At 58.0% G+C, this 19,700-nt stretch carries 22 protein-coding genes; 8 read left to right on the top strand and 14 right to left on the bottom strand.

Annotated elements, in window-relative coordinates; translation table 11 throughout:
• Positions 1–76: 76 nt before the first annotated feature.
• Complete coding sequence (gene prmC, locus AC2FJ5_RS04050; protein WP_496792532.1) at positions 77–922, bottom strand: peptide chain release factor N(5)-glutamine methyltransferase; 846 nt, start codon at positions 920–922, stop codon at positions 77–79.
• Positions 919–1,974: a peptide chain release factor 1 gene (gene prfA, locus AC2FJ5_RS04045; RefSeq protein ID WP_281971980.1), complete on the bottom strand. Its 1,056-nt coding sequence runs from the start codon at positions 1,972–1,974 to the stop codon at positions 919–921. Before prfA ends, prmC begins: the two co-directional genes overlap by 4 nt.
• 63 nt (positions 1,975–2,037) lie before the next feature.
• Here prfA and AC2FJ5_RS04040 point away from each other — a divergent pair, with 63 nt between their 5' ends.
• Positions 2,038–2,325, top strand: a complete 288-nt coding sequence (locus tag AC2FJ5_RS04040; RefSeq protein WP_142633397.1) for a hypothetical protein — start codon at positions 2,038–2,040, stop codon at positions 2,323–2,325.
• On the opposite strand, the gene AC2FJ5_RS04035 is transcribed toward AC2FJ5_RS04040, so the two are convergent.
• The 4 genes from AC2FJ5_RS04035 to AC2FJ5_RS04020 all read right to left on the bottom strand — a co-directional run bounded on the left by AC2FJ5_RS04035 (position 2,266) and on the right by AC2FJ5_RS04020 (position 5,892).
• A complete protein-coding gene (locus AC2FJ5_RS04035) occupies positions 2,266–2,670 on the bottom strand; it encodes a DUF1499 domain-containing protein (RefSeq protein ID WP_496792641.1) in 405 nt (134 codons plus the stop codon). The two genes, AC2FJ5_RS04040 and AC2FJ5_RS04035, sit on opposite strands and share 60 nt — an antisense overlap.
• Positions 2,671–2,739: 69 nt before the next feature.
• Positions 2,740–3,687, bottom strand: a complete 948-nt coding sequence (speB, locus tag AC2FJ5_RS04030; RefSeq protein ID WP_496688319.1) for an agmatinase — start codon at positions 3,685–3,687, stop codon at positions 2,740–2,742.
• 63 nt (positions 3,688–3,750) lie between these two features.
• Positions 3,751–4,716, bottom strand: a complete 966-nt coding sequence (gene speB / locus AC2FJ5_RS04025) for an agmatinase (RefSeq protein ID WP_496792530.1) — start codon at positions 4,714–4,716, stop codon at positions 3,751–3,753.
• Between the two features lie 12 nt (positions 4,717–4,728).
• Positions 4,729–5,892 (bottom strand): M20 aminoacylase family protein, encoded by a 1,164-nt coding sequence (locus AC2FJ5_RS04020; RefSeq protein ID WP_496792529.1) that lies wholly within the window; start codon positions 5,890–5,892, stop codon positions 4,729–4,731.
• 66 nt (positions 5,893–5,958) lie between these two features.
• Here AC2FJ5_RS04020 and mazG point away from each other — a divergent pair, with 66 nt between their 5' ends.
• The 3 genes from mazG (at position 5,959) to AC2FJ5_RS04005 (ending at position 8,267) form a co-directional block, all read left to right on the top strand.
• Entirely contained in the window at positions 5,959–6,816 is an 858-nt protein-coding gene (gene mazG, locus AC2FJ5_RS04015; protein WP_496792527.1) for a nucleoside triphosphate pyrophosphohydrolase, read from the top strand.
• Between the two features lie 63 nt (positions 6,817–6,879).
• Complete coding sequence (locus tag AC2FJ5_RS04010) at positions 6,880–7,821, top strand: nucleoside hydrolase (RefSeq protein WP_496792526.1); 942 nt, start codon at positions 6,880–6,882, stop codon at positions 7,819–7,821.
• Positions 7,818–8,267, top strand: a complete 450-nt coding sequence (locus AC2FJ5_RS04005) for a GNAT family N-acetyltransferase (protein ID WP_496691118.1) — start codon at positions 7,818–7,820, stop codon at positions 8,265–8,267. The genes AC2FJ5_RS04010 and AC2FJ5_RS04005 overlap by 4 nt, the downstream gene beginning before the upstream one ends.
• A gap of 52 nt (positions 8,268–8,319) precedes the next feature.
• Here AC2FJ5_RS04005 and AC2FJ5_RS04000 read toward each other — a convergent pair whose 3' ends face one another.
• The 6 genes from AC2FJ5_RS04000 to AC2FJ5_RS03975 form a co-directional block, all read right to left on the bottom strand.
• On the bottom strand, positions 8,320–8,487 hold the full coding sequence (locus AC2FJ5_RS04000) for a hypothetical protein (RefSeq protein ID WP_185956604.1): 168 nt from the start codon (positions 8,485–8,487) through the stop codon (positions 8,320–8,322).
• A 273-nt stretch (positions 8,488–8,760) separates the two neighbouring features.
• Positions 8,761–10,038 (bottom strand): phosphopyruvate hydratase, encoded by a 1,278-nt coding sequence (gene eno / locus AC2FJ5_RS03995; RefSeq protein WP_496749618.1) that lies wholly within the window; start codon positions 10,036–10,038, stop codon positions 8,761–8,763.
• Positions 10,039–10,162: 124 nt separating this feature from the next.
• Entirely contained in the window at positions 10,163–11,044 is an 882-nt protein-coding gene (locus AC2FJ5_RS03990) for a DMT family transporter (protein WP_496792525.1), read from the bottom strand.
• 136 nt (positions 11,045–11,180) lie between these two features.
• Positions 11,181–11,594, bottom strand: a complete 414-nt coding sequence (locus tag AC2FJ5_RS03985; RefSeq protein ID WP_142633379.1) for a Fur family transcriptional regulator — start codon at positions 11,592–11,594, stop codon at positions 11,181–11,183.
• Positions 11,595–11,667: 73 nt separating this feature from the next.
• Positions 11,668–12,372 (bottom strand): endonuclease/exonuclease/phosphatase family protein, encoded by a 705-nt coding sequence (locus AC2FJ5_RS03980; protein WP_142635102.1) that lies wholly within the window; start codon positions 12,370–12,372, stop codon positions 11,668–11,670.
• Between the two features lie 127 nt (positions 12,373–12,499).
• The gene (locus AC2FJ5_RS03975; protein WP_496792640.1) at positions 12,500–13,918 is read right to left on the bottom strand and encodes a protein adenylyltransferase SelO; all 1,419 of its coding nucleotides are present in this window, start codon (positions 13,916–13,918) and stop codon (positions 12,500–12,502) included.
• Positions 13,919–14,003: 85 nt separating this feature from the next.
• Here AC2FJ5_RS03975 and AC2FJ5_RS03970 point away from each other — a divergent pair, with 85 nt between their 5' ends.
• Together AC2FJ5_RS03970 and AC2FJ5_RS03965 are read left to right on the top strand one after the other, a co-directional pair.
• A complete protein-coding gene (locus AC2FJ5_RS03970) occupies positions 14,004–14,423 on the top strand; it encodes a cupin domain-containing protein (protein ID WP_281971975.1) in 420 nt (139 codons plus the stop codon).
• A gap of 3 nt (positions 14,424–14,426) precedes the next feature.
• The gene (locus AC2FJ5_RS03965; protein WP_496792523.1) at positions 14,427–15,317 is read left to right on the top strand and encodes a fatty acid desaturase; all 891 of its coding nucleotides are present in this window, start codon (positions 14,427–14,429) and stop codon (positions 15,315–15,317) included.
• On the opposite strand, the gene AC2FJ5_RS03960 is transcribed toward AC2FJ5_RS03965, so the two are convergent.
• Positions 15,283–16,407: an anhydro-N-acetylmuramic acid kinase gene (locus AC2FJ5_RS03960; RefSeq protein ID WP_496708535.1), complete on the bottom strand. Its 1,125-nt coding sequence runs from the start codon at positions 16,405–16,407 to the stop codon at positions 15,283–15,285. The two genes, AC2FJ5_RS03965 and AC2FJ5_RS03960, sit on opposite strands and share 35 nt — an antisense overlap.
• 183 nt (positions 16,408–16,590) lie before the next feature.
• On the opposite strand from AC2FJ5_RS03960, the gene tyrS reads away from it, so the two are divergent.
• Positions 16,591–17,838 (top strand): tyrosine--tRNA ligase, encoded by a 1,248-nt coding sequence (gene tyrS / locus AC2FJ5_RS03955; RefSeq protein ID WP_496792522.1) that lies wholly within the window; start codon positions 16,591–16,593, stop codon positions 17,836–17,838.
• A gap of 81 nt (positions 17,839–17,919) precedes the next feature.
• Here the strand turns inward: tyrS and AC2FJ5_RS03950 are convergent, their stop codons facing one another.
• Positions 17,920–18,735: a hypothetical protein gene (locus AC2FJ5_RS03950; RefSeq protein WP_496792520.1), complete on the bottom strand. Its 816-nt coding sequence runs from the start codon at positions 18,733–18,735 to the stop codon at positions 17,920–17,922.
• Positions 18,736–18,932: 197 nt separating this feature from the next.
• Here AC2FJ5_RS03950 and AC2FJ5_RS03945 point away from each other — a divergent pair, with 197 nt between their 5' ends.
• Positions 18,933–19,688, top strand: coding sequence for a 3-hydroxyacyl-CoA dehydrogenase (locus AC2FJ5_RS03945; RefSeq protein WP_496792519.1), 756 nt, complete (start codon positions 18,933–18,935; stop codon positions 19,686–19,688).
• Positions 19,689–19,700: the final 12 nt, after the last annotated feature.

Here is a 19,700-nt window from a genome sequence, read left to right as displayed (position 1 = left end):
GTGCAGACAAGAGGTTTGTCCCAATTTTTGTACCTTTTTTATATCAATCGGCGCATTTCGGCCTCAGAACGTTCCGTCATGAAGGCATTCTGGCGAAAACGACGCGGTCGCGACCATCCAGATCGGGAATGATCCGTACGTCTACCAATCCTGCTGCGTCGAACAAAGATGCGACGCTCTGCCCTTGCTCAGGTCCGATTTCGACAAGTAACCGACCATGAGGCAATAGAAAATCCGGGGCGGCGGCAGCAATCCTGCGGTAGGCCCCCAAGCCGTCACCTTCGTCTGTCAATGCCATCCGCGGCTCATGGTCCCGCACTTCAGGTGCCAGGGTGTCCATTTCCGGAAGGGAAATATAGGGCGGGTTTGAAACAATCAGGTCAAATTTAGCTTCAATGTCTCCAAACCAATCGGATTGCTTAATTTCGATCCGGTTCTGAACATCGTGTTGCACGGCATTTGCACTGGCCTGTAGGCAGGCCGCCTCACTCAGATCCACACCAATACCCGATGCACTGGTGCGTTCGGACAGCAATGTGATCAGGATGCACCCCGATCCAACCCCCAGATCGAGGACATAGTCAAAGGGTTCGCTCAGCGCGGCCTCGATCAGAACCTCTGTTTCCGGGCGTGGATCCAGCACGTCCCGGCTAACTTTGAACCGACGGCCGTAAAACTCACGTTCCCCCAACAGATGAGAAACGGGCACACGAATGACCCGAAGCGAGATCAGTTGCTCGTATCGCTCAGCAATATCCGGTAAAAGCTCTTCGGGTGTAATCAGTGTCACGCGACTTGCTTCGATCCGGGCGGCGTGGGCGAGTAGAACCCGCGCATCCCGCGCCGGATCAGCCACACCAGCCGCACGCAATCTTGCCGTAGCGGCCACCATGGCCTGAGCCGCTGTCTGGCCGCCGGTCATTGCGCCATCTCGGCCAGGAGACGCGCCTGATCATCCGCGGTCAATGCGTCGATTACCTCATCCAGATCGCCCTGCATCACCTGATCCAACTTGTACAGCGTCAGATTGATCCTGTGGTCCGTCATGCGGCCTTGCGGGAAATTATAGGTCCTGATCCGTTCCGACCGGTCGCCAGACCCGACCTGGTTCGCCCGATCTGCCGAGCGTTCGCTGTCAATCCGCTGACGCTCCTGATCATAGAGTCGAGTCTTCAGAACCTGCATCGCGATCTCGCGATTGCGGTGTTGAGATTTCTCGGAGCTGGTCACCACAAGCCCGGTGGGCAAGTGTGTAATCCGCACGGCCGAATCGGTGGTGTTCACGTGCTGCCCACCCGCACCCGAGCTGCGCATCGTGTCGATACGGATATCATTGGCGTCGATCTGAATATCGACATCCTCGGCCTCGGGCAGAACCGCCACCGTCGCCGCCGAGGTATGAATGCGCCCGCCACTTTCGGTCTCCGGCACCCGCTGCACCCGGTGAACGCCAGATTCGTATTTCAAACGGGCAAAGACGTTGTCGCCTTTGATATGGGCAACCACCTCTTTGATGCCGCCTAGATCCGACGCCTGCTCCTCGATAATCTCGAATTTCCAACCGCGCGCTTCGGAATACCGCTGATACATGCGCAGCAGGTCGCCCGCAAAAAGCGCGGCCTCATCACCGCCGGTTCCAGGACGGATTTCCAGCATGGCCGGGCGCGCATCGGCTGCATCCCTAGGCAACAAGGCCAGTTGCAGGGCGTGTTCGGCACCGGGAATTTGGGCCTGCAGGTCGGGGATTTCCTCTTCGGCCAGCTCCCTCATATCGGGATCGGCCAGCATCGCCTCGGCCTCGGCAAGGTCAGTGACCAGCTGGCGCCATGCCATGATCTGATCGACCACGGGCTTGAGGTCCGAATATTCCTTGGCCAGCACAGCAATATCGCCGCCCAAAGCACCATCTGCCATGGCTGCTTCGAGGTATTGGAATCGCTGAGTTATCTGTTCAAGGCGTTCTTCGGGGATCATCCGGGCGGTGTCTCTTAATCCGGGGCTATGGTCAAGGGCTGTCCGTATGCTAAGCTGCCCCGCATGAGACGGTTGGTTCTGGTTCTATCGCTTTTTGCGACGCCCGTGATGGCCGATGTCGTCGGTCCCGGCGGCAAGGTACAGGACTGCTATTGCACTGACAAATCCGGGTCACGCGTTGAATTGGGTGAGATGATCTGCCTGCAGGTCGACGGTCGCATTTTCACTGCACAATGTCAGATGTCACTGAACGTTCCGATGTGGCGCGAGGTACAGGAAGGATGCCTGTCCTCAGGGCTGCATCCGCGCGAGCCAGCCATCAACGCGGTTTCGGTTTACCCCAAAATCTGAGCGACCAAAGCGCAACCTGCCATAGATGCGCAGTGTATCGCCGTTCTGCTGGGCGGTTGTATAATCTGGAAAACCTATCACTTTGGTACGGGTGATATAGGTGACCATCCCGTCATCAACTGACCCGGCCAGAACCTTTGTACGCGGAGCGGACGCAGCGATTTCGTTCAACTGCGCCAACCCGTCCGGCCCCGTTTCAAGTACTCGCACGACGCCACCACGGAGGTCCCTGTTCGCGTCGCCGACGGGGGCATTGTGCCAGATCGCGGGATCAGACGGCGCAAGCCGTATATACGCCCCCACAAGGACAATCAGACCCGCAATCAGCCACAGCGTCATTTTCATCTTTTCCACTCTGTTAGATTGCGGAACCATATGCAGTTCCGCATAGCAAACAAGAGACTGCCGTGATCCCTACCGTGACGTCACGCCTGGCAATATGCACAGCAGTTCAAACAGCAGATTGGCAGCGGTCAGCGCCGTATTGCCAGAGGGATCATACGGCGGAGAAACCTCGACCAGATCACACCCAACCACATTTGTCCCGCCCAGGGCATGGATCAGTTGCAGCGCCTGCGGTGTGGTTAACCCGGCGATCTCGGGCGTGCCGGTTCCGGGGGCGAAAGACGGGTCCAGACTGTCAATGTCATAGGTGATATAGACCGGATGATCCCCGATCTCATTGCGTATCTGCGCGCCCATGACCGTCAGGTTCTGCTGCCAAAGCTCCCATGCGGGGTATTGGCGAAAGCCCCACCCTTTGGCCTCGGTAAAGTCCGATGCCGCATAGCCAGAGCCTCGGATGCCGATCTGAAAGGTTTTTTCCGGCACGATCAGCCCTTCTTCATAGGCACGCCGGAAAACGGTGCCATGGGTTTCCTTTTCGCCAAACATCTCATCATTTACATCCGCATGGGCATCCACATGGACCAGCGCCACAGGCCCGTGTTTCGCGGCTATCGCCCGAAGGATCGGCAAGGTGATCGAGTGATCGCCCCCCATCGCCACAGGTGTCACACCCTGCGCCAGAATCGCGTCATAGCTTTCCTTGATGATCCTCAGACTGTCGGACAGCGAAAAGGTGTTGATTGCCAGATCGCCGATGTCGGCGATTTGCAGGCTGTCGAAGGGGGCCGCAAAGGTGGCCATATTGTAAGGCCGCAGCATCGCACTTTCGCTGCGGATCTGTTTCGGTCCGAACCGTGTCCCCGACCGCCAAGAGGTGCCAATGTCCATCGGTATGCCTATTACGGCCACATCCAATCCGGCCAACGTATCCGCCTGCGGCAGGCGCATAAACGTGTTTGGGCCGGAAAAACGCGCCAGATCGTTACCGCTGATTGGTTGGTTGAATTGTGTCATGCCGTTATGTCTTCCGTCCTGCCCTGCTGCTAACCTGATACCGGAAAGATGGCTAACCAAAGGTTAAGGCTTCAGCTTGTTCCATCCCAGCAGGCAAATGATTTGGGTCGCCACATGTGCGCCTGCAATCGCTGTCGCACCTGAGGTGTCATAGGGCGGCGAAACCTCGACCACGTCCCCGCCTTTGATGTTAATCCCAGCAATGTCGCGCAGGATGATCTGGGCCTGAATCGAACTCAGTCCACCCCAAACCGGCGTTCCCGTGCCAGGCGCAAAGGCCGGGTCCAGACCGTCGATATCGAAGCTCAGGTAAACCGGGTTGTCACCAAGAATACCTTTGATCTTTTGCGCCACGGCGGCGGGACCGGACTCGTACACCTCCCGGGCGTCAATGATGTTGACCCCCAAAGTATCTTCGTTCGTCGTACGGATGCCCACCTGAACGGACCGAGACGGGTCGACGATCCCCGACTTCACCGCCTTGTAGAACATGGTGCCGTGGTCCACCCGATCCATATTGTCATCGGCCCAGGTATCGGTATGCGCATCGAACTGCAGCAGCGACATCGGCCCGTATTTCTCGGCATAGGCCTTGAGGATCGGAAAGCTGATATAATGGTCCCCACCCAGTGCGACCGAGGCCACATCAGCGGCCAGAATGGTCCGGATATGGTCCGTCAGCAAATCGGGAAAGGTCGGAATATTGGCATAATCAAAGGCCAGGTCACCATAATCCGCAATCGCCAACTCGCTCAGGGCTTTGAACGGCCAGCCATAAGGTTCATCCGGGGACTGCAGCGTGCTGGCTTCGCGGATGGCACGCGGGCCCAAGCGTGTACCCGGGCGGTTGGTCACCGCCTGATCAAAGGGCACGCCGGTCACAGCGATATCAATCCCGGTCAGATCCTTGGTATACAAACGACGCAGAAAAGACATCGCACCGCCGAAGGTATTCTCGTGCGAGACCCCCTTCAGTTCAGGATTGGTGAACGCCTCGTCGACGAAATTCTTTGAATCTTCCAGTGCCATGTCTTTCTCCTGTCAGCCCAAAGGCTGGGCCTTTTCGACGATCCGTGCAAAAAAAGACGCCCCAACTGGCGCGATATCGTCGTTGAAGTTGTATTTGGGATGATGCAGCCCGGCCCCCTCGCCCTGCCCCAGAAACAGGTAAGCGCCGGGGCGCGACTGCAGCATGTATGAAAAATCCTCGGCCCCCATCATCGCGTCGACATTGGTCATCACGCGATCTGCACCGGCAACATCACGCGCGATTTCTGCGGCAAAACCAGTCTTGTCGGCGTCATTGATTGTTGCAGGGTAGTTGACCTCATAGTCCAGCCGCGCTTCGACACCATAGGATTGGGCCTGTCCTTGAACGATCTGCTCCATCCGCTCCATCACCATTTTTTGCACGGTTGGATCAAAGGTGCGCACGGTGCCGTTGATATAGGCCGTATCAGGTATCACATTGTTTACTGTACCGGTATGGATTTGAGTGACCGAGACAACCAAACTATCCAATGCATAGTTGTTACGACTGACGATGGTCTGAATCGCCTGGGCGATACCGCAGGCCGCCATCACCGGATCCCGGGTTTCATGCGGCATGGCACCATGGCCACCAAGGCCCTGAATGTGAACTTCGAACGTATCAACAGCAGCCATGATCGGCCCGGGGGTTGTCTGAAAGGATCCTTCGGGAATTCCAGGCGCATTGTGCAATGCATAGATTTGGGAAATGTCGAACCGGTCCATAATCCCCTCTTCGACCATGACGCCCGCGCCACCACCCTCTTCTTCGGCCGGTTGAAAGATCAGCGCCACGCGTCCACGGAAATTCCGCGTTTCCGCCAGATAGCGCGCCGCGCCCAATAGCATTGTGGTGTGCCCGTCATGGCCGCAGGCATGCATGTTTCCGGGCTTGGTTGATTGGTACGCGACCCCTGTTTCCTCGGGGATAGGCAGAGCGTCCATATCAGCGCGCAGACCAATCGTCGGCCCCTCGCCCTGCCCGTTGATGATCGCAACGATCCCTGTGGTGGCGATGCCCTCGTGCAGCTCGTCGACACCAAACTCTCGCAGCCGGTCGGCGACAAAGGCCGCGGTTTCGTGGCATTCGAAAGCAAGCTCGGGGATCGTATGCAGATGCTGGCGCCATGCGGCCATATCGGCAGAGAAATCGGCAATTCGGTTGACGACGGGCATCTGGGGTGGACTCCTGATCGTGACTGCGGAATGGATGCATCTGACACCGGAACGAAAGGGTTCGCAATGGCCGAAAATCCTCTGATCCATGACAGCGATGCTGGCATCGAACGCTTGTTAGAGATCATGCGCCGACTGCGCGACCCTCAAACCGGCTGCCCATGGGATATCGAGCAGGATTTCGGCTCGGTCGCTCCTTACACAATCGAAGAGGCTTATGAGGTCGCTGATGCCATCGAACGTGAGGCTTATGATGAGCTGAAGGGCGAACTTGGGGATCTGCTGTTCCAGTCTGTCTTTCATGCACAAATGGCCGAAGAAGCCGGGCATTTCACCTTTCAGGACGTTGTGCGCACCATGTCGGACAAGATGGTCGCCCGGCACCCGCATGTCTTTGGCGACGAATCCCGCGACAAATCGGCAGAGCAGCAAACACTGGACTGGGAAGCCATCAAAGCAGCCGAACGTGCTGGTAAAGAACAACAAGGCGCGTTGGACGGTGTCGCCGCCAACCTGCCCGCCCTGCTGCGTGCTCTCAAATTGCAGAAACGTGCCGCCCGTGTTGGATTCGACTGGCCCGATGCCAGCCATGTGCTGGCCAAGATTACCGAAGAGGCTGCCGAGCTCGAAGAGGCACGCGACTGCATGGATGCGGATGCGTTAGAGGATGAGTTCGGCGATCTGCTATTCGTTATGGTCAATCTGGGCCGCCATCTTGGGGTCGAGCCCGAGACCGCCCTGCGTCGGACCAACGCCAAGTTCACCCGCCGGTTCGAACAGGTCGAGTCGCGCCTGGCTGCACGGGGGAAAACCCCAACGGAAAGCACGCTGGAAGAGATGGACGCGCTTTGGGACGAGGTGAAGATCGAGGAACATCGGGCCAATGGCAAACTCCCGCCGGCAAAGGCCGAGGCCGGAACGTAAAACCGCTAGACAAGCTCTCGGACACTTGCGAGTGTCCCACCTTCACGACCTCCGGAGACGATCATGCCCGCTCGCAAAATCATTATAGACACCGATCCGGGACAGGACGATGCCGTCGCCATTCTGCTGGCGCTTGCCAGCCCCGACGAAATTGAGGTTTTGGGCATTACCGCAGTCGCTGGCAACGTACCCTTAGAGCTGACAGCCAAAAACGCGCGTATTGTCTGCGAACTGGCTGGCCATACCCAGACCCCCGTCTATGCCGGATGCGACCGCCCGTTAGAGCGCCCCCTGATCACAGCAGAGCATGTCCATGGCAAAACTGGCTTGGATGGGCCGGTTCTGCCGGATCCGCAGATGCCGCTGTCCGAAGGGCATGCCGTCGATTTCATCATCGACACGTTGCGCGCGCATGAACCGGGCTCCGTTACGCTCTGTCCCCTTGGGCCATTGACCAACATCGCCACAGCGTTCCGCAAAGCGCCTGACATCGTGGACCGGGTTCAAGAGATCGTTTTGATGGGAGGGGCATATTTCGAAGTTGGAAACATCACCCCAACCGCCGAATTTAACATTTACGTCGATCCAGAAGCCGCTGATATTGTGTTCAAATCTGGACGCCCCATTGTGGTGATGTCGCTTGATGTCACGCATAAAGCTCTGGTGACCAAGACGCGCAACGATGCCTTCCGTGCAATAGGAAACAAGGCCGGTGTCGCGGTGGCCGAGATGACCGATTTCTTTGAACGGTTCGACAAGAACAAATACGGCTCGGAAGGTGCTCCGCTACACGACCCTTGCGTGACTGCCTATCTTATCAAGCCCGAACTGTTTACTGGGCGGCTGGTGAATGTCGAGGTCGAGACCCAATCAGAGCTGACCCTGGGCATGACAGTTGCCGATTGGTGGGGTGTTACCGACAGAAAACCCAACGCCCTGTTCATCGGAGAAATTGACGCTGGCGGGTTTTTTGATCTGCTCACGGATCGGCTGGCCCGACTATGAGCGCCGCACTTCGCCTTGCCCGCCCCGAGGATCTGGAACGTCTGGTTGGTTTGGTCGCCGCCTTTCACGCCGAAGAAGGCATTACCCAGGATGCCGATCAGACGCGCAATGCGCTTGCCCCTCTTCTCGAGGGAATACCTTTTGGGTGCATCTACCTGATTGGCCCCGGTCGCGCACCCTTGGGCTATGTCATCCTGACCTTTGGGTGGTCGGTTGAATTCGGCGGCATGGATGGATTCGTGGATGAGATCTATATTCGTCCCGCCGTGCGAGGGCGTGGAATTGCCTCTGAAGTCTTGCTGGATTTGCCCAAGGCGTTGGCAAACGCGGGGCTCACAGCTTTGCATCTTGAAGTCGATCGTACAAACGAGACTGCGCAGAAACTGTATCTACGTACAGGTTTCAAGCCTCGTGACCGCTATATGCTGATGAGCAAAACCCTTTGATCCATTTCTGTTTGGCTGAACAACAAGGCCACCCACGAAAGATTGAAAGACCCTACCGGGCCTCACCGCGACGGATGTAAACCGGAGCTTCAAGGTTTGCCACCGGATCGTCAGGGGACACTGCCGTACCGGTGATCGGATATGTTCCAGGCTCTGAGCAAGCAACCAGAAATACAGTGCTGAGTGCAGACGCTACCAGAAGAAGTTTCGAACCATTCATAGTGTTCCCCTTATCTGTTATTTCAATATGATACGAATGCGCACTACAGAACAAAAAGGAAAAAGTTCACACATAAGGATCGCCAGCGCAGGACCCCTATATAAGCCATTAATATATCTAGATAATACTATTCATAACCTCCCAAGTTTCTTCTGACCCAATCATGCTAAAGTGCCGGTTTGAGATTTAGACATGGGCAAAACCTACAATCCAACACAAAAAAGCCCGGCCCATTTCCACAGGCCAGGCAATCAAGATTCAGGCTTACAGGTTTCAGCGCTTGAGGATTGAGGCCCCTGCGTATTCGGCAATCTCACCCAGAGATTCTTCGATACGGATCAGTTGATTATACTTGGCTAACCGATCTGACCGCGCCAGTGATCCGGTTTTGATCTGACCGCAATTCGTGGCCACTGCCAGATCGGCAATCGTGGCATCTTCGGTCTCGCCCGAGCGGTGCGACATCACATTGGTATAGCGTGCGCGATGGGCCATATCGACGGCGCGCAGCGTCTCGGTCAGTGTTCCGATCTGGTTCACCTTGACCAGCATCGAGTTGGCACAACCGCGTTCAATCCCTTCCGCCAGTCGCGTGGGGTTGGTGACGAACAGATCGTCGCCCACCAGTTGCACCTTGTCGCCGATGGCGTCGGTCAGGGCCTTCCAGCCGTTCCAATCATCCTCAGACATACCATCTTCGATTGAGATGATCGGATAGTCGTTGACCAGCGCCGCCAGATAGTCGGCATTTTCTTCCGAGGTCAGGCTCTTGCCCTCACCGGACAGGACGTATTTGCCGTCTTTGTAATACTCGGTCGCGGCGCAATCCAAAGCCAGATGGATTTCCTCACCCGGCTTGTAGCCCGCCTTTTCGATGGATTTCAGAATGAAATCCAGTGCCTCGCGCGTGCTGGCGATGTTGGGGGCAAAGCCGCCCTCGTCGCCGACACCTGTGGCAAGACCTGCCGACGACAGCTCTTTCTTCAGAGTGTGGAACACCTCGGACCCCATGCGCACCGCGTCGCGGATATTCGCGGCCGAGGTCGGCATGATCATAAATTCCTGAATGTCGATCGGGTTATCGGCATGTTCGCCACCGTTGATGATGTTCATCATCGGCACGGGCAGGATACGGGCCGAGGTGCCGCCGACATAACGAAACAGCGGCTGTGTGGTGAAATCCGCTGCCGCCTTGGCCGTTGCCAGCGAAACGCCCAGGATGGCGTTTGCGCCCAGACGGCCTTTGTTCTCGGTGCCGTCCAGTTCGATCATAGTCTGGTCGATCGCCACCTGCTCGGTCGCGTCGAACCCAACCAGTTCTTCGGCGATCTCACCATTTACGGCGGCAACCGCTTCGAGCACGCCCTTGCCCATATAGCGCGATTTGTCACCATCACGCTTTTCGACCGCCTCATAGGCGCCGGTCGAGGCACCCGACGGGACGGCGGCACGGCCCATGGTGCCGTCTTCCAGGATCACGTCCACTTCGACGGTTGGGTTGCCCCGGCTGTCCAGAATTTCGCGTGCATGGATGTCGATGATGGTGCTCATGAGGCCCGTCCCTGTGGCTGCAATCAGTTGCCAGCCTCATATCAGTATAGGGCAAAAAGTAAACCACTCATGTTATCGCTAACACTGATCTGAGAGCCTGTTTGCGCAAACCTGCGACGATCCGTCAGGCCGCAAGAGCCAGTGACCGCGCCAGGCGTCGTTCGCGCAGGAAGGTATAGAGCCCCGACCCCAGGATCAGCGATGCACCGGCAACCGTCATCATATCCGGGCGTTCCCCGAACATCAGCATTCCGGCCGCGATAGAAAACACCAGCCGGGTGTATCGGAACGGGGTCAGGGCCGAGGCATCGCCAATCCGCATTGCACTGACAATCCCGTAATACCCCAGAACACCAAATCCAATCGCGCCCAGGAACGGCCCGAATTGCGCCTGGTTCAGTGCAACGACCGGCTGGCCGGCCATCGAGATCAGCACTAGACCGGCAAGCGTCACCGCTCCGTAAGCCTGCATCGCCACCACGGCTGAGGCCACGCGTGCGTCCAGTCTGCGTGTGATCAGATCGCGGGCGGCAATGGCCACAACGCTGGCCACCACGAACAAGGTTTCCGGCTGGAAACCGTCCAGACCGGGACGGATGATCATAAGGACACCGATGAACCCGACGCCAATCGCGCTCCACCGTCGCCAACCTACCCGCTCACCTAGAAACAGCGCGGCCCCCATGGTCACGACCAAGGGCATGGCCTGAAACACCGCCGCAACCGTCGACAAATCGACCAGAGACAGCGCGGTCACAAACGCCACGGCTCCCAGCCCTTCGCAGAGCGCGCGGATCAGGGGCAAGGTCTGCCACGCGGCGACATCAAAGATGTGCTTGCGTGTGAACAGGGCCATCGCTGCGAAAACCAAACCACAGGCAAGGCCCAGAATGACCATGATCTGTCCTGTTGGTACTGTGACCGACAGGTGTTTGATGAACATATCTTCAAGTGCAAATGCCGCCATTGCGCCGACGACCAGCAAAATGCCGTTCACGTTGTTCATAGTTTTGTCCGTAGAATATTGCGGCGCGTTCAGCCGGTCATGTCCAAGCAAAAGCCGATGCCGGGCGGTCAGGCAAGCAATATCCGCCTGGGAATCATGAATTCCCGTGCGCAGGCCGTTCGTTTTTTGTGATGGATCAGTCGTGGTCTAGCGGAACGCCATACAGTTCCAGCCGGTGCCCTTTCAGCTTGTAGCCCAGCTTAGCTGCAATCTTTTCCTGTAGCGCTTCGATCTCAGGGTCTACAAATTCGATGACTTCACCTGACTGCATGTCGATCAAGTGATCATGATGGTCCCGTTCGGCATCCTCGTACCGCGCGCGACCATCACCGAATTCCAGACGCTCCAAAATCCCGGCCTCTTCGAACAGTTTGACGGTCCGATAGACGGTGGCAATGGAAATACCAGAATCAACCTGCGAGGCGCGCGAATAGAGCTCTTCGACATCGGGATGATCATCGCTTTGTTGCAGCACCTGTGCAATCGTGCGGCGCTGTCCTGTCATACGCAGGCCTTTGGCTTCGCAACGGGCGATGATCGTGTCGGACATAGGAACCCTCGGCATATATTCGGTTCTCTGTATTAAACCGTATGCGTGATCGGCGCTACAGGGGATTTACCGGCTAAGCTACAAGCCGTAGATCGGCCCAGATTGGCAAGTGATCCGAGGCGATGTGCGCGGGTCGCACCGAATGCACGCCATGCAAAACAGCCTCAAGCCCCGCGCCGAGCGCGATCCGATCCAGCGCGCCCAGCGGCTGTGCCGCTGGAAAGCTAGGGAATGGTGGAAGAAAGTGCATATCCGGGGCCAGGTGATCCAGAACCGGCTGTCGGGACCATTCATTGAAATCCCCCGCCCAGACAGTTGGCAAATCCTCAAGATTCGCATCGCACCGTCTGAGGTGGGTGATTTGCTGACGGCGTGAGGCGGGCAAGAGCCCCAGATGCATGCCCATCACCCGAAGCGGACCGATTGGTGTGTCAAACTCGACCCTGACAGCTCCACGCGGTTCCAGCCCCGGCAATTCGTGATGCCCGGTCTGCCGGACACGGATCGCATCACCGCGCCAGATCACTGCATTCCCATGCCACCCCAAGCTGCCAGCCCCACCCAAATCAACGATCTGCCATCCCGCTTCATCCAGCATGAAATGCGGCAGGGCCGCAGGGCGCGGAGGCAATCGTTTGTCGGCCTCTTGCAAGACGACAATATCGGCCTGCAGGCTTTCGATGACCTGAAGAATCCTCTGGGGCTGTCGACGTAGATCCAGTCCGACACATTTCTGAATATTATAGCTGGCGATGCGCAGGATTGCGGTCTGAGACATGGGTTCCTGAAAGTCCGTTTGAGATCGCAGGATTGCGCTGCTCATCGTTGATTGCAAGCCGGCTTCACCAAAGCAAGCGCATGGCGAAACACCGACGTAGCCGACTGCGAATACAGGTGTGAGGAACTCATGTACCGCAGAAAGTCGCCTGAACAACCTCATCCTGTGCCGGTGGCCGTGTCATATCCAAAGCGCCGGGTTGATCCTCATAGGGCCGGGACAGCACATTGTTCAGCCGGTGGAATGGGTCAAAATCCCCCTGCACCGCCGCCTGGATCATCTGTTCGACCCGGTGGTTGCGCGGGATAAAGGCCGGATTTGCCTTGTTAATCACCTCAGCAGGGTTTTTTTCACGAGACAGCCGCGACCGCCAACCGTCTGCCCATTGATCAAAGGCCTGCGGATCGGTGAATTGATCCCGCGCCTGATCGCCGCCCAGCGCCCGGAAGGTATTGGTGAAATCCGCCTGGTTCTGCGCCATGCAATTCAGCAAGTCCGAGATCAACTCAAGATCGCCGTCTTCCTGCGTCACAAGACCGATCTTGGCCCGGAACTTTGTAAGCCAGTGCTGCTGTATCAGGTCGGGCATCGCATGGACGATCTCGGTAGCCTCAGCAACGGCGGCCTCTTTATCCTCGAACTGCTGGATCAGCGCGGTCGCCAGCTGCGCTGCATTCCAAACGGCGATTTCGGGCTGGTTGGAATAGGCATAGCGACCCATGCGGTCGATCGAGCTGTAGACGGTATTGGGATGATAGTTATCCATGAAGGCGCAAGGGCCGTAATCAATGGTTTCGCCTGAGATCGAGCAGTTGTCAGTATTCATCACCCCATGGATGAATCCCACACTCATCCATGCGGCAATCAACTGCGATTGTGCGTCGACAACAGCGCGCAAAAGACCCATCGGGCCGTCGGCCTGCGGGTAATGGCGCTGAATGGCATAATCTGTCAGCTGACGCAGGTTGTCCAACTGCCCGCGCGCGGCAAAGACCTGAAAGCTGCCGACACGCAGGTGGCTTTGCGCGACACGGGTCAGGATTGCACCGGGCATCGGGCCTTCGCGAAAAATGGCCTCGCCGGTTTCAACGGCGGCCAGCGCTCGCGTGGTCGGGATGCCCAGCGCGTGCATCGCCTCGGACACCACATACTCGCGCAGCACCGGACCCAGCCATGCACGTCCGTCACCCTGTCGGGAAAACGGCGTCGGGCCTGATCCCTTCAACTGGATATCCCGTCGAACGCCATCCGTCCCAACTGTCTCGCCCAGCAAAACCGCGCGCCCGTCCCCAAGCTGGGGGTTATAATTTCCGAACTGATGCCCTGAATAGAGCTGTGCAATCGGTTCTGCCCCCTCTGGCAGGGCGTTGCCGGAAAAGGCCTCGGCCATTTCATGCACCTCGCCGGGCGTGATTCTCAGAATCTGCGCAAGATCGGAGTTGAAAGCAATCAAGCGAGGCGCACGAACCGGCACCGGCGCTTGCCGCGCATAAAAGCTGTTTGGCAAACGGGCGTAACTGTTGTCGAAGGGGATCATCAGAGTCATGTTCCAAACATATTCCTGATCGGGACGAATACCATAGCGGATCGTCCAATCCCGTGCATAATCGCCCTGAAACGACCGAGGCCCCATGACCGCACAAGAGATCATTCAACATCTGAATCTGCAACGCCACCCCGAAGGCGGCTGGTTCCGTGAAACCTGGCGCGCTGATAACCACGGCCGCGCCACCGGGACCTGTATCTATTTTCTGCTGGCCCAGGGCGAGGCCAGCCATTGGCACCGCGTCGATGCGACCGAGATCTGGCTGTATCACGCGGGGGCGCCCTTGGTGCTGTCGCTCAGCGCAACCGAAACTGGCCCGGCGACCGACCACATGCTGACCCCGGACCTGTCGCAAGGCGCACCACAACTGATCGTGCCCAAGGATCACTGGCAGGCCGCGCGCAGCACGGGGGCCTACACGCTGGTCTCTTGCATCGTGTCCCCGGGGTTTGAGTTTGACGGGTTCGAGCTCGCCGCTCCAGGGTTCGACATCCCCCGAGGCTGACCGATGGATCACCGCGCCCTCATCGCATCACTCCCGGCCGAGGCCAAAGACCGGCTGCAGATGCGGTCTGACGCGGCGGGTCTGAGGCACTTGGTGCTGTATCTATTGGTGCTGAGCGCAACGAGTACAGGCATCGCCGTGCAAATCCCGCTCTGGCCGCTGCTTATCCCGCCGCAAGGCGTGCTGCTGGTGTTTCTGTTCACCCTCAGCCATGAATGCACCCACAAAACGCCGTTTAGGACCGGCTGGATGAATGACGCGGTTGGGCATCTTGTCTCAATCCCAATCGCCCTGCCCTTTACCTGGTTTCGATACTATCACCTTGCACATCACAAATGGACCAACCACCCGGACAAAGATCCAGAGTTGGGTGGCAAACCGCGACCCGACAGCTGGCCCAGCCTGATGATCTATCTGAGTGGTTGGCCTTACTGGTCTGGGATGACGAGCGTTCTGATCAGTAACGCAATGGGCCGGATCGAGGCGCCCTATTTGCCGCATCGCCAACATAAGGCCATGCGGATTGAGGCCCGTGTCCTGCTGGCCATTTACGCGCTTGCAGGGGCAAGCCTGCTGGTGTCTCCTTTGGTGGTCAGCTTATGGCTGTTGCCGGTCTTGGTGGCACAGCCCGTTCTTCGGCTGTACCTGCTTGCGGAACACGGCCTCTGCCCGCCGGTGGCGAATATGCTTGAAAACTCGCGCACTACGTTCACCAACCGATTGGTCCGATTTCTGGCCTGGAACATGCCCTATCACGCAGAACACCACGCCTTTCCAAACGTGCCGTTTCACCAGCTGCCAACGCTGCATGACTGGACCAAAGCACATCTGAAATCGACTTCTGAGGGGTATTCAGAATTTACGTCAGACTACGTTCGCTCGATGGAACGCTGACCATCCCGCCCCCGACCAGCGCCTTGACCCCTGTGGTGCCGGGGCAAGAGGTCGGCAGCCCGCGCGCGACACGGACAGCAAGATAGGCAAAGGCCTGTGCTTCCAGCATATCTCCATCCAGACCAACCGCTTCGACCGGCTCCACCGGACAATCCAGCGAAACGCGCAGCATCTCCATCAGGACCGGGTTATGCCGTCCCCCTCCTGTCACCAACACACGCGACGGCGGTTCCGGGCAATGCTCGATCCCTTGCGCAACTCCGGCGGCGCACATGCCGGTAAGCGTGGCAACCGCATCAGCGTCAGAGAGTTCCTGCACCAGGCGGATCATCTCGGCAAAGTCGTTCCGGTCCAGTGATTTTGGCGGCATCCTGTTAAAGAAGGGCTCTGCCAGAAACAACTCAAGCGCCCCGGTCTCGACCCTGCCACCACGTGCGACCGCGCCGTCGCGATCCATGGGCAGACCCAGACGTTCCTGCATCAGATCATCAACCGGTGCGTTGGCCGGACCGGTGTCAAAAGCCAAGAGCGCACCTGGTATTTCAGGGCCATCAAACCTGGGATCTACATAGGTCAGGTTCCCGACCCCGCCCAGGTTCAGAAAACAAAGCGGTTGGTTGGCCTCAATCCACTTGGCACAGGCAAAGTGGTAAAAGGGCGCAAGCGGAGCGCCCTCGCCCCCCATCGCCACATCATCGCTGCGGAAATCCCAAACGACGGGGACACCCAAGGCCTGCGTCAGGCCATCGCCGTCACCCACCTGCAACGTACCGCGCCCGCTTGGTTCATGCGCTAGGGTCTGACCGTGAAATCCGATCAGGTCAATCTCATCGAAGTCGGCCAGTATTTCGGCATGGGCAAGCGTGACCAATTCCGCCGCGGTATCCACATCATGGCCATGCCACTGCCCCAATGCAGCACGAAGCGTTTTCCGCTCTGCATCTGAATAGGCGCGGTATCCGGTGGGCCCAAAGCCAAGAATTCTGTAACCGTCCGTTTTGATCACCGCCGCGTCCACGCCATCCAGCGAGGTCCCCGACATTGCACCCAATGCAGTCAATACGCCTGATTTGCTAATTGCCCGACCCACGCCAGCCCTCTTTCGCCTGTTCGCGCCCGTTCTGTCGTCGCGTTGCCCACAACCTGCACGTTAACGCAAACCCAAGGCAAGCCAGATCACATAAGCCGCGTGTTTTTCTTGGATAAGGTGCCTTTTCCTTGTCATCCCCACCGCCTATACACTGCCCCGCAACATTAACCCAAAGGGCACGATATGACCTACCACCCCAAATCGGATTTCATCGCCACGATGATCGAGCGCGGCTTTCTGGCTGACTGCACCGATTATCAGGGCCTTGACGAGGCGCTGATCAGCGGGTGTCAGTCGGCGTATATCGGGTTTGATGCAACGGCAAAGTCCCTGCATGTGGGCAGCCTGATCCAGATCATGATGCTTCGCTGGTTCCAGAAAACAGGTCATAAGCCGATCACCCTGATGGGCGGCGGCACCACGAAGGTGGGCGATCCGTCCTTCCGGTCAGATGAGCGCCCCCTGCTGGGCCCGGACCAGATCAACGCCAATATCGCAGGCATCAGAAAGGTGTTTGCCGCCTATATCGACTATGATAGCGGCGCAGAAAACGCAGCACTGATGCTGAACAACGAAGAGTGGCTGGACGACCTAAATTACCTCGACTTCCTGCGCGATATCGGGCGGCATTTCTCGGTCAACCGGATGTTGGCCTTTGAATCGGTGAAATCCCGGCTGGACCGCGAGCAATCGCTATCCTTCCTCGAATTCAATTACATGATCCTGCAGGCCTATGACTTCCTTGAACTGAACCGTCGCTATGGCTGTGTCCTACAGCTTGGCGGTAGCGATCAGTGGGGCAATATCGTCAACGGTATCGACCTGACCCGTCGCGTGTTGGATAACGAGATTTATGGCCTGACCTCACCCCTGCTGACCACCAGCGATGGCAAGAAGATGGGCAAATCGCAAGACGGTGCGGTCTGGCTGAATGCCGAGATGCGCTCACCCTATGAGTTCTGGCAGTTTTGGCGCAACACAACCGACGCGGATGTTGGGCGGTTCCTTAAGCTGTACACCGAACTGCCTGTGGATGAGTGTGACCGCCTTGGCGCATTGCAGGGGTCCGAGATCAACGAGGCCAAGATCCGCCTGGCAAACGAGGTCACCTCCTTGCTGCACGGGACCGAGGCTGCGGCAAATGCCGAGGCCACCGCCCGCGAAGTGTTCGAAAAAGGTGGCGTCGGGGACGATCTGCCGACCCTGACGGTCGGCGCAGCGGACTTGCCGATATCCATCGTGCAACTGATCGTACAGTCTGGCCTGGCGAAATCTGGCAAAGAGGCCAAGCGCTTGATTGCAGAAAACGGCGCCAAACTGGACGACGCTTCTTTAACAGACGCGGGATTGATGATCGACGCAGGCGCCTTGTCCTCGCCCATCAAACTAAGCGCCGGCAAGAAACGGCACGCGCTGGTTCAGTTGGGTTAACTAAGACCTCTGAAAGAAAAACGGCCACCTAATTGGGTGGCCGTTTCTGTTTCGGTACGGACATATCTGCCAAGTGTGGGCTTATCCCTTGCCCCCTTTGCCGCCGCCATGTCCATGACCGCCGCCACCATTACCGTGGCCGCCGCCATTCCCGTGGCCGCCGCCGCCGTTACCGTGGCCTCCGCCGTGGCCGTTGTTACCTCCACCGTTTCCGGTGCCGGGGCCAGAGCCGCCGTTATTGCCCCCACCATTGCCGGGGTTTCCAGCGTTTCCATTGCCGTTGCCAGGGCCGTTACCGCCCTTACCGGGGCCGTTCCCGCCTTTACCTGGACCATTGCCCCCTTTGCCGGGGCCATTGCCATTTCCAGGTTTGCCGGGGCCATCGCCACCACCATTGCCGGGATCATCACCTGGGTTGTCGTCACCGTGATCATCCCCGCCACCGTTGCCGGGATCATCGCCAGGGTTGTCGCCACCCGGATCATCTCCGCCGCCGTTACCGGGACCGTTACCGCCTGACCCTCCGGACCCGGTTCCACCGCCGCCAACCGGCGTGAGCTGTGAACTTGGGTCCGAGCTGCGGTCTTCACCCGCATTTGCCGCGCTTACGATCGATGCTGTCGGAAAGTCGGTCAACAAGGCAGCCAACCCCGGGCATTGCGCGGATGTGTTTTGCAATGTGGTTTCGAAATCCGCACGTTTCTGCAAGCGCTCTAGAAAGCTGGGGGTTACCTGCGTGCACTCACACATGGTCGCATAATCGCCGCTGTTTGCAGCATCCCGCGCCGTTTTCCAGTTGCAGACCTCTGGTGAAGCGGCCGCACTTCCAGCCGCCATAATCCCCAGAAACGGAGCGGCAACCAAAGCGGAAAGCCCTGATTTGGTTCCAATTCGCATAGTTTGTCCTCCTCAAATGCGCCACCCAGACGCTCAATTGCGTTCAGTGTCGATTTGAGATTTCAACATTAAGAACGCCTGAAGCTGACCTGAGAAAGCCTTGAGGAAAGGCCGCCTGCCCGACGCCCCCCTATGGACACTGTCCCCTGGCTGATATTAAATGAACGTATGTTCATATCTTTTGGAAGGAGATCCAGATGCACCTGTCGACCACCGCAGCCATTGTCACCGGAGGCGCCTCGGGGCTGGGTGAGGCAACGGCCCGCTTTTTTGCAGAAAACAATGCACAGGTAACCATTCTGGATCGCGATGCCGAGCGGGGTCACCAGATCGCGGCGGAAATAGGCGGGCATTTCGCCCAGACGGATGTGACCGATGAAACATCCGTGGCCGCAGCCATCGCCCATGCCCGCGAGAAGATGGGAGCGATCAACGCAGCAGTGAATTGCGCCGGGATCGCGGTTGGCATTAAAACCGTAGGCAGGGATGGCCCGCATCCGCTTGATGCATTTCAGCGCACGATCGACATCAACCTTGTGGGTACATTCAACGTTTCACGCCTTGCAGCCGCGGAAATGGCAAAGAACGACCCGGAACCGGATGGCGCGCGCGGTGTCATCATCAATACAGCCTCAATCGCGGCCTTTGATGGGCAAAAGGGTCAGGCTGCCTATGCGGCTTCGAAAGGTGGTGTGGTAGGTATGACCCTGCCCATGGCACGGGATCTGGCCTCGTCCGGAATCCGCGTGATGACCATCGCACCCGGAATCTTTATGACTCCGATGCTGGCCGGTCTGCCCGAAGAGGTGCAGCAACAACTAGCCTCTGACGTTCCCAACCCTGTGCGCCTTGGCGACCCCCGCGAATACGGACGACTGGCCGGGTTCATCGTCGAAATGGGTTATCTGAACGGCGAGGTCATCCGTATCGACGGCGCGCTGCGAATGCGCTGAGCGTGACTGATC

This window comes from Ruegeria sp. CDSA221 (assembly GCF_059611825.1).
This window is presented reverse-complemented; position numbering and strand designations above follow the sequence as displayed.

What these genes read in the sequence shown, in the direction of transcription:
- AC2FJ5_RS04005 (WP_496691118.1), top strand. Translation starts at nt 7,818, where the DNA reads ATGAGCGCCGCACTTCGCCTTGCCCGCCCCGAGGATCTGGAACGTCTG.
- AC2FJ5_RS04000 (WP_185956604.1), bottom strand. Translation starts at nt 8,487, where the DNA reads ATGAATGGTTCGAAACTTCTTCTGGTAGCGTCTGCACTCAGCACTGTA.
- AC2FJ5_RS04010 (WP_496792526.1), top strand. Translation starts at nt 6,880, where the DNA reads ATGCCCGCTCGCAAAATCATTATAGACACCGATCCGGGACAGGACGAT.
- AC2FJ5_RS03980 (WP_142635102.1), bottom strand. Translation starts at nt 12,372, where the DNA reads ATGTCTCAGACCGCAATCCTGCGCATCGCCAGCTATAATATTCAGAAA.
- AC2FJ5_RS03945 (WP_496792519.1), top strand. Translation starts at nt 18,933, where the DNA reads ATGCACCTGTCGACCACCGCAGCCATTGTCACCGGAGGCGCCTCGGGG.
- mazG (WP_496792527.1), top strand. Translation starts at nt 5,959, where the DNA reads ATGGCCGAAAATCCTCTGATCCATGACAGCGATGCTGGCATCGAACGC.
- AC2FJ5_RS04020 (WP_496792529.1), bottom strand. Translation starts at nt 5,892, where the DNA reads ATGCCCGTCGTCAACCGAATTGCCGATTTCTCTGCCGATATGGCCGCA.
- prmC (WP_496792532.1), bottom strand. Translation starts at nt 922, where the DNA reads ATGACCGGCGGCCAGACAGCGGCTCAGGCCATGGTGGCCGCTACGGCA.
- AC2FJ5_RS03965 (WP_496792523.1), top strand. Translation starts at nt 14,427, where the DNA reads ATGGATCACCGCGCCCTCATCGCATCACTCCCGGCCGAGGCCAAAGAC.
- speB (WP_496792530.1), bottom strand. Translation starts at nt 4,716, where the DNA reads ATGGCACTGGAAGATTCAAAGAATTTCGTCGACGAGGCGTTCACCAAT.
- AC2FJ5_RS03970 (WP_281971975.1), top strand. Translation starts at nt 14,004, where the DNA reads ATGACCGCACAAGAGATCATTCAACATCTGAATCTGCAACGCCACCCC.
- speB (WP_496688319.1), bottom strand. Translation starts at nt 3,687, where the DNA reads ATGACACAATTCAACCAACCAATCAGCGGTAACGATCTGGCGCGTTTT.
- AC2FJ5_RS03950 (WP_496792520.1), bottom strand. Translation starts at nt 18,735, where the DNA reads ATGCGAATTGGAACCAAATCAGGGCTTTCCGCTTTGGTTGCCGCTCCG.
- prfA (WP_281971980.1), bottom strand. Translation starts at nt 1,974, where the DNA reads ATGATCCCCGAAGAACGCCTTGAACAGATAACTCAGCGATTCCAATAC.
- AC2FJ5_RS04035 (WP_496792641.1), bottom strand. Translation starts at nt 2,670, where the DNA reads ATGAAAATGACGCTGTGGCTGATTGCGGGTCTGATTGTCCTTGTGGGG.
- AC2FJ5_RS03985 (WP_142633379.1), bottom strand. Translation starts at nt 11,594, where the DNA reads ATGTCCGACACGATCATCGCCCGTTGCGAAGCCAAAGGCCTGCGTATG.
- eno (WP_496749618.1), bottom strand. Translation starts at nt 10,038, where the DNA reads ATGAGCACCATCATCGACATCCATGCACGCGAAATTCTGGACAGCCGG.
- tyrS (WP_496792522.1), top strand. Translation starts at nt 16,591, where the DNA reads ATGACCTACCACCCCAAATCGGATTTCATCGCCACGATGATCGAGCGC.
- AC2FJ5_RS03975 (WP_496792640.1), bottom strand. Translation starts at nt 13,918, where the DNA reads ATGACTCTGATGATCCCCTTCGACAACAGTTACGCCCGTTTGCCAAAC.
- AC2FJ5_RS04040 (WP_142633397.1), top strand. Translation starts at nt 2,038, where the DNA reads ATGAGACGGTTGGTTCTGGTTCTATCGCTTTTTGCGACGCCCGTGATG.
- AC2FJ5_RS03990 (WP_496792525.1), bottom strand. Translation starts at nt 11,044, where the DNA reads ATGAACAACGTGAACGGCATTTTGCTGGTCGTCGGCGCAATGGCGGCA.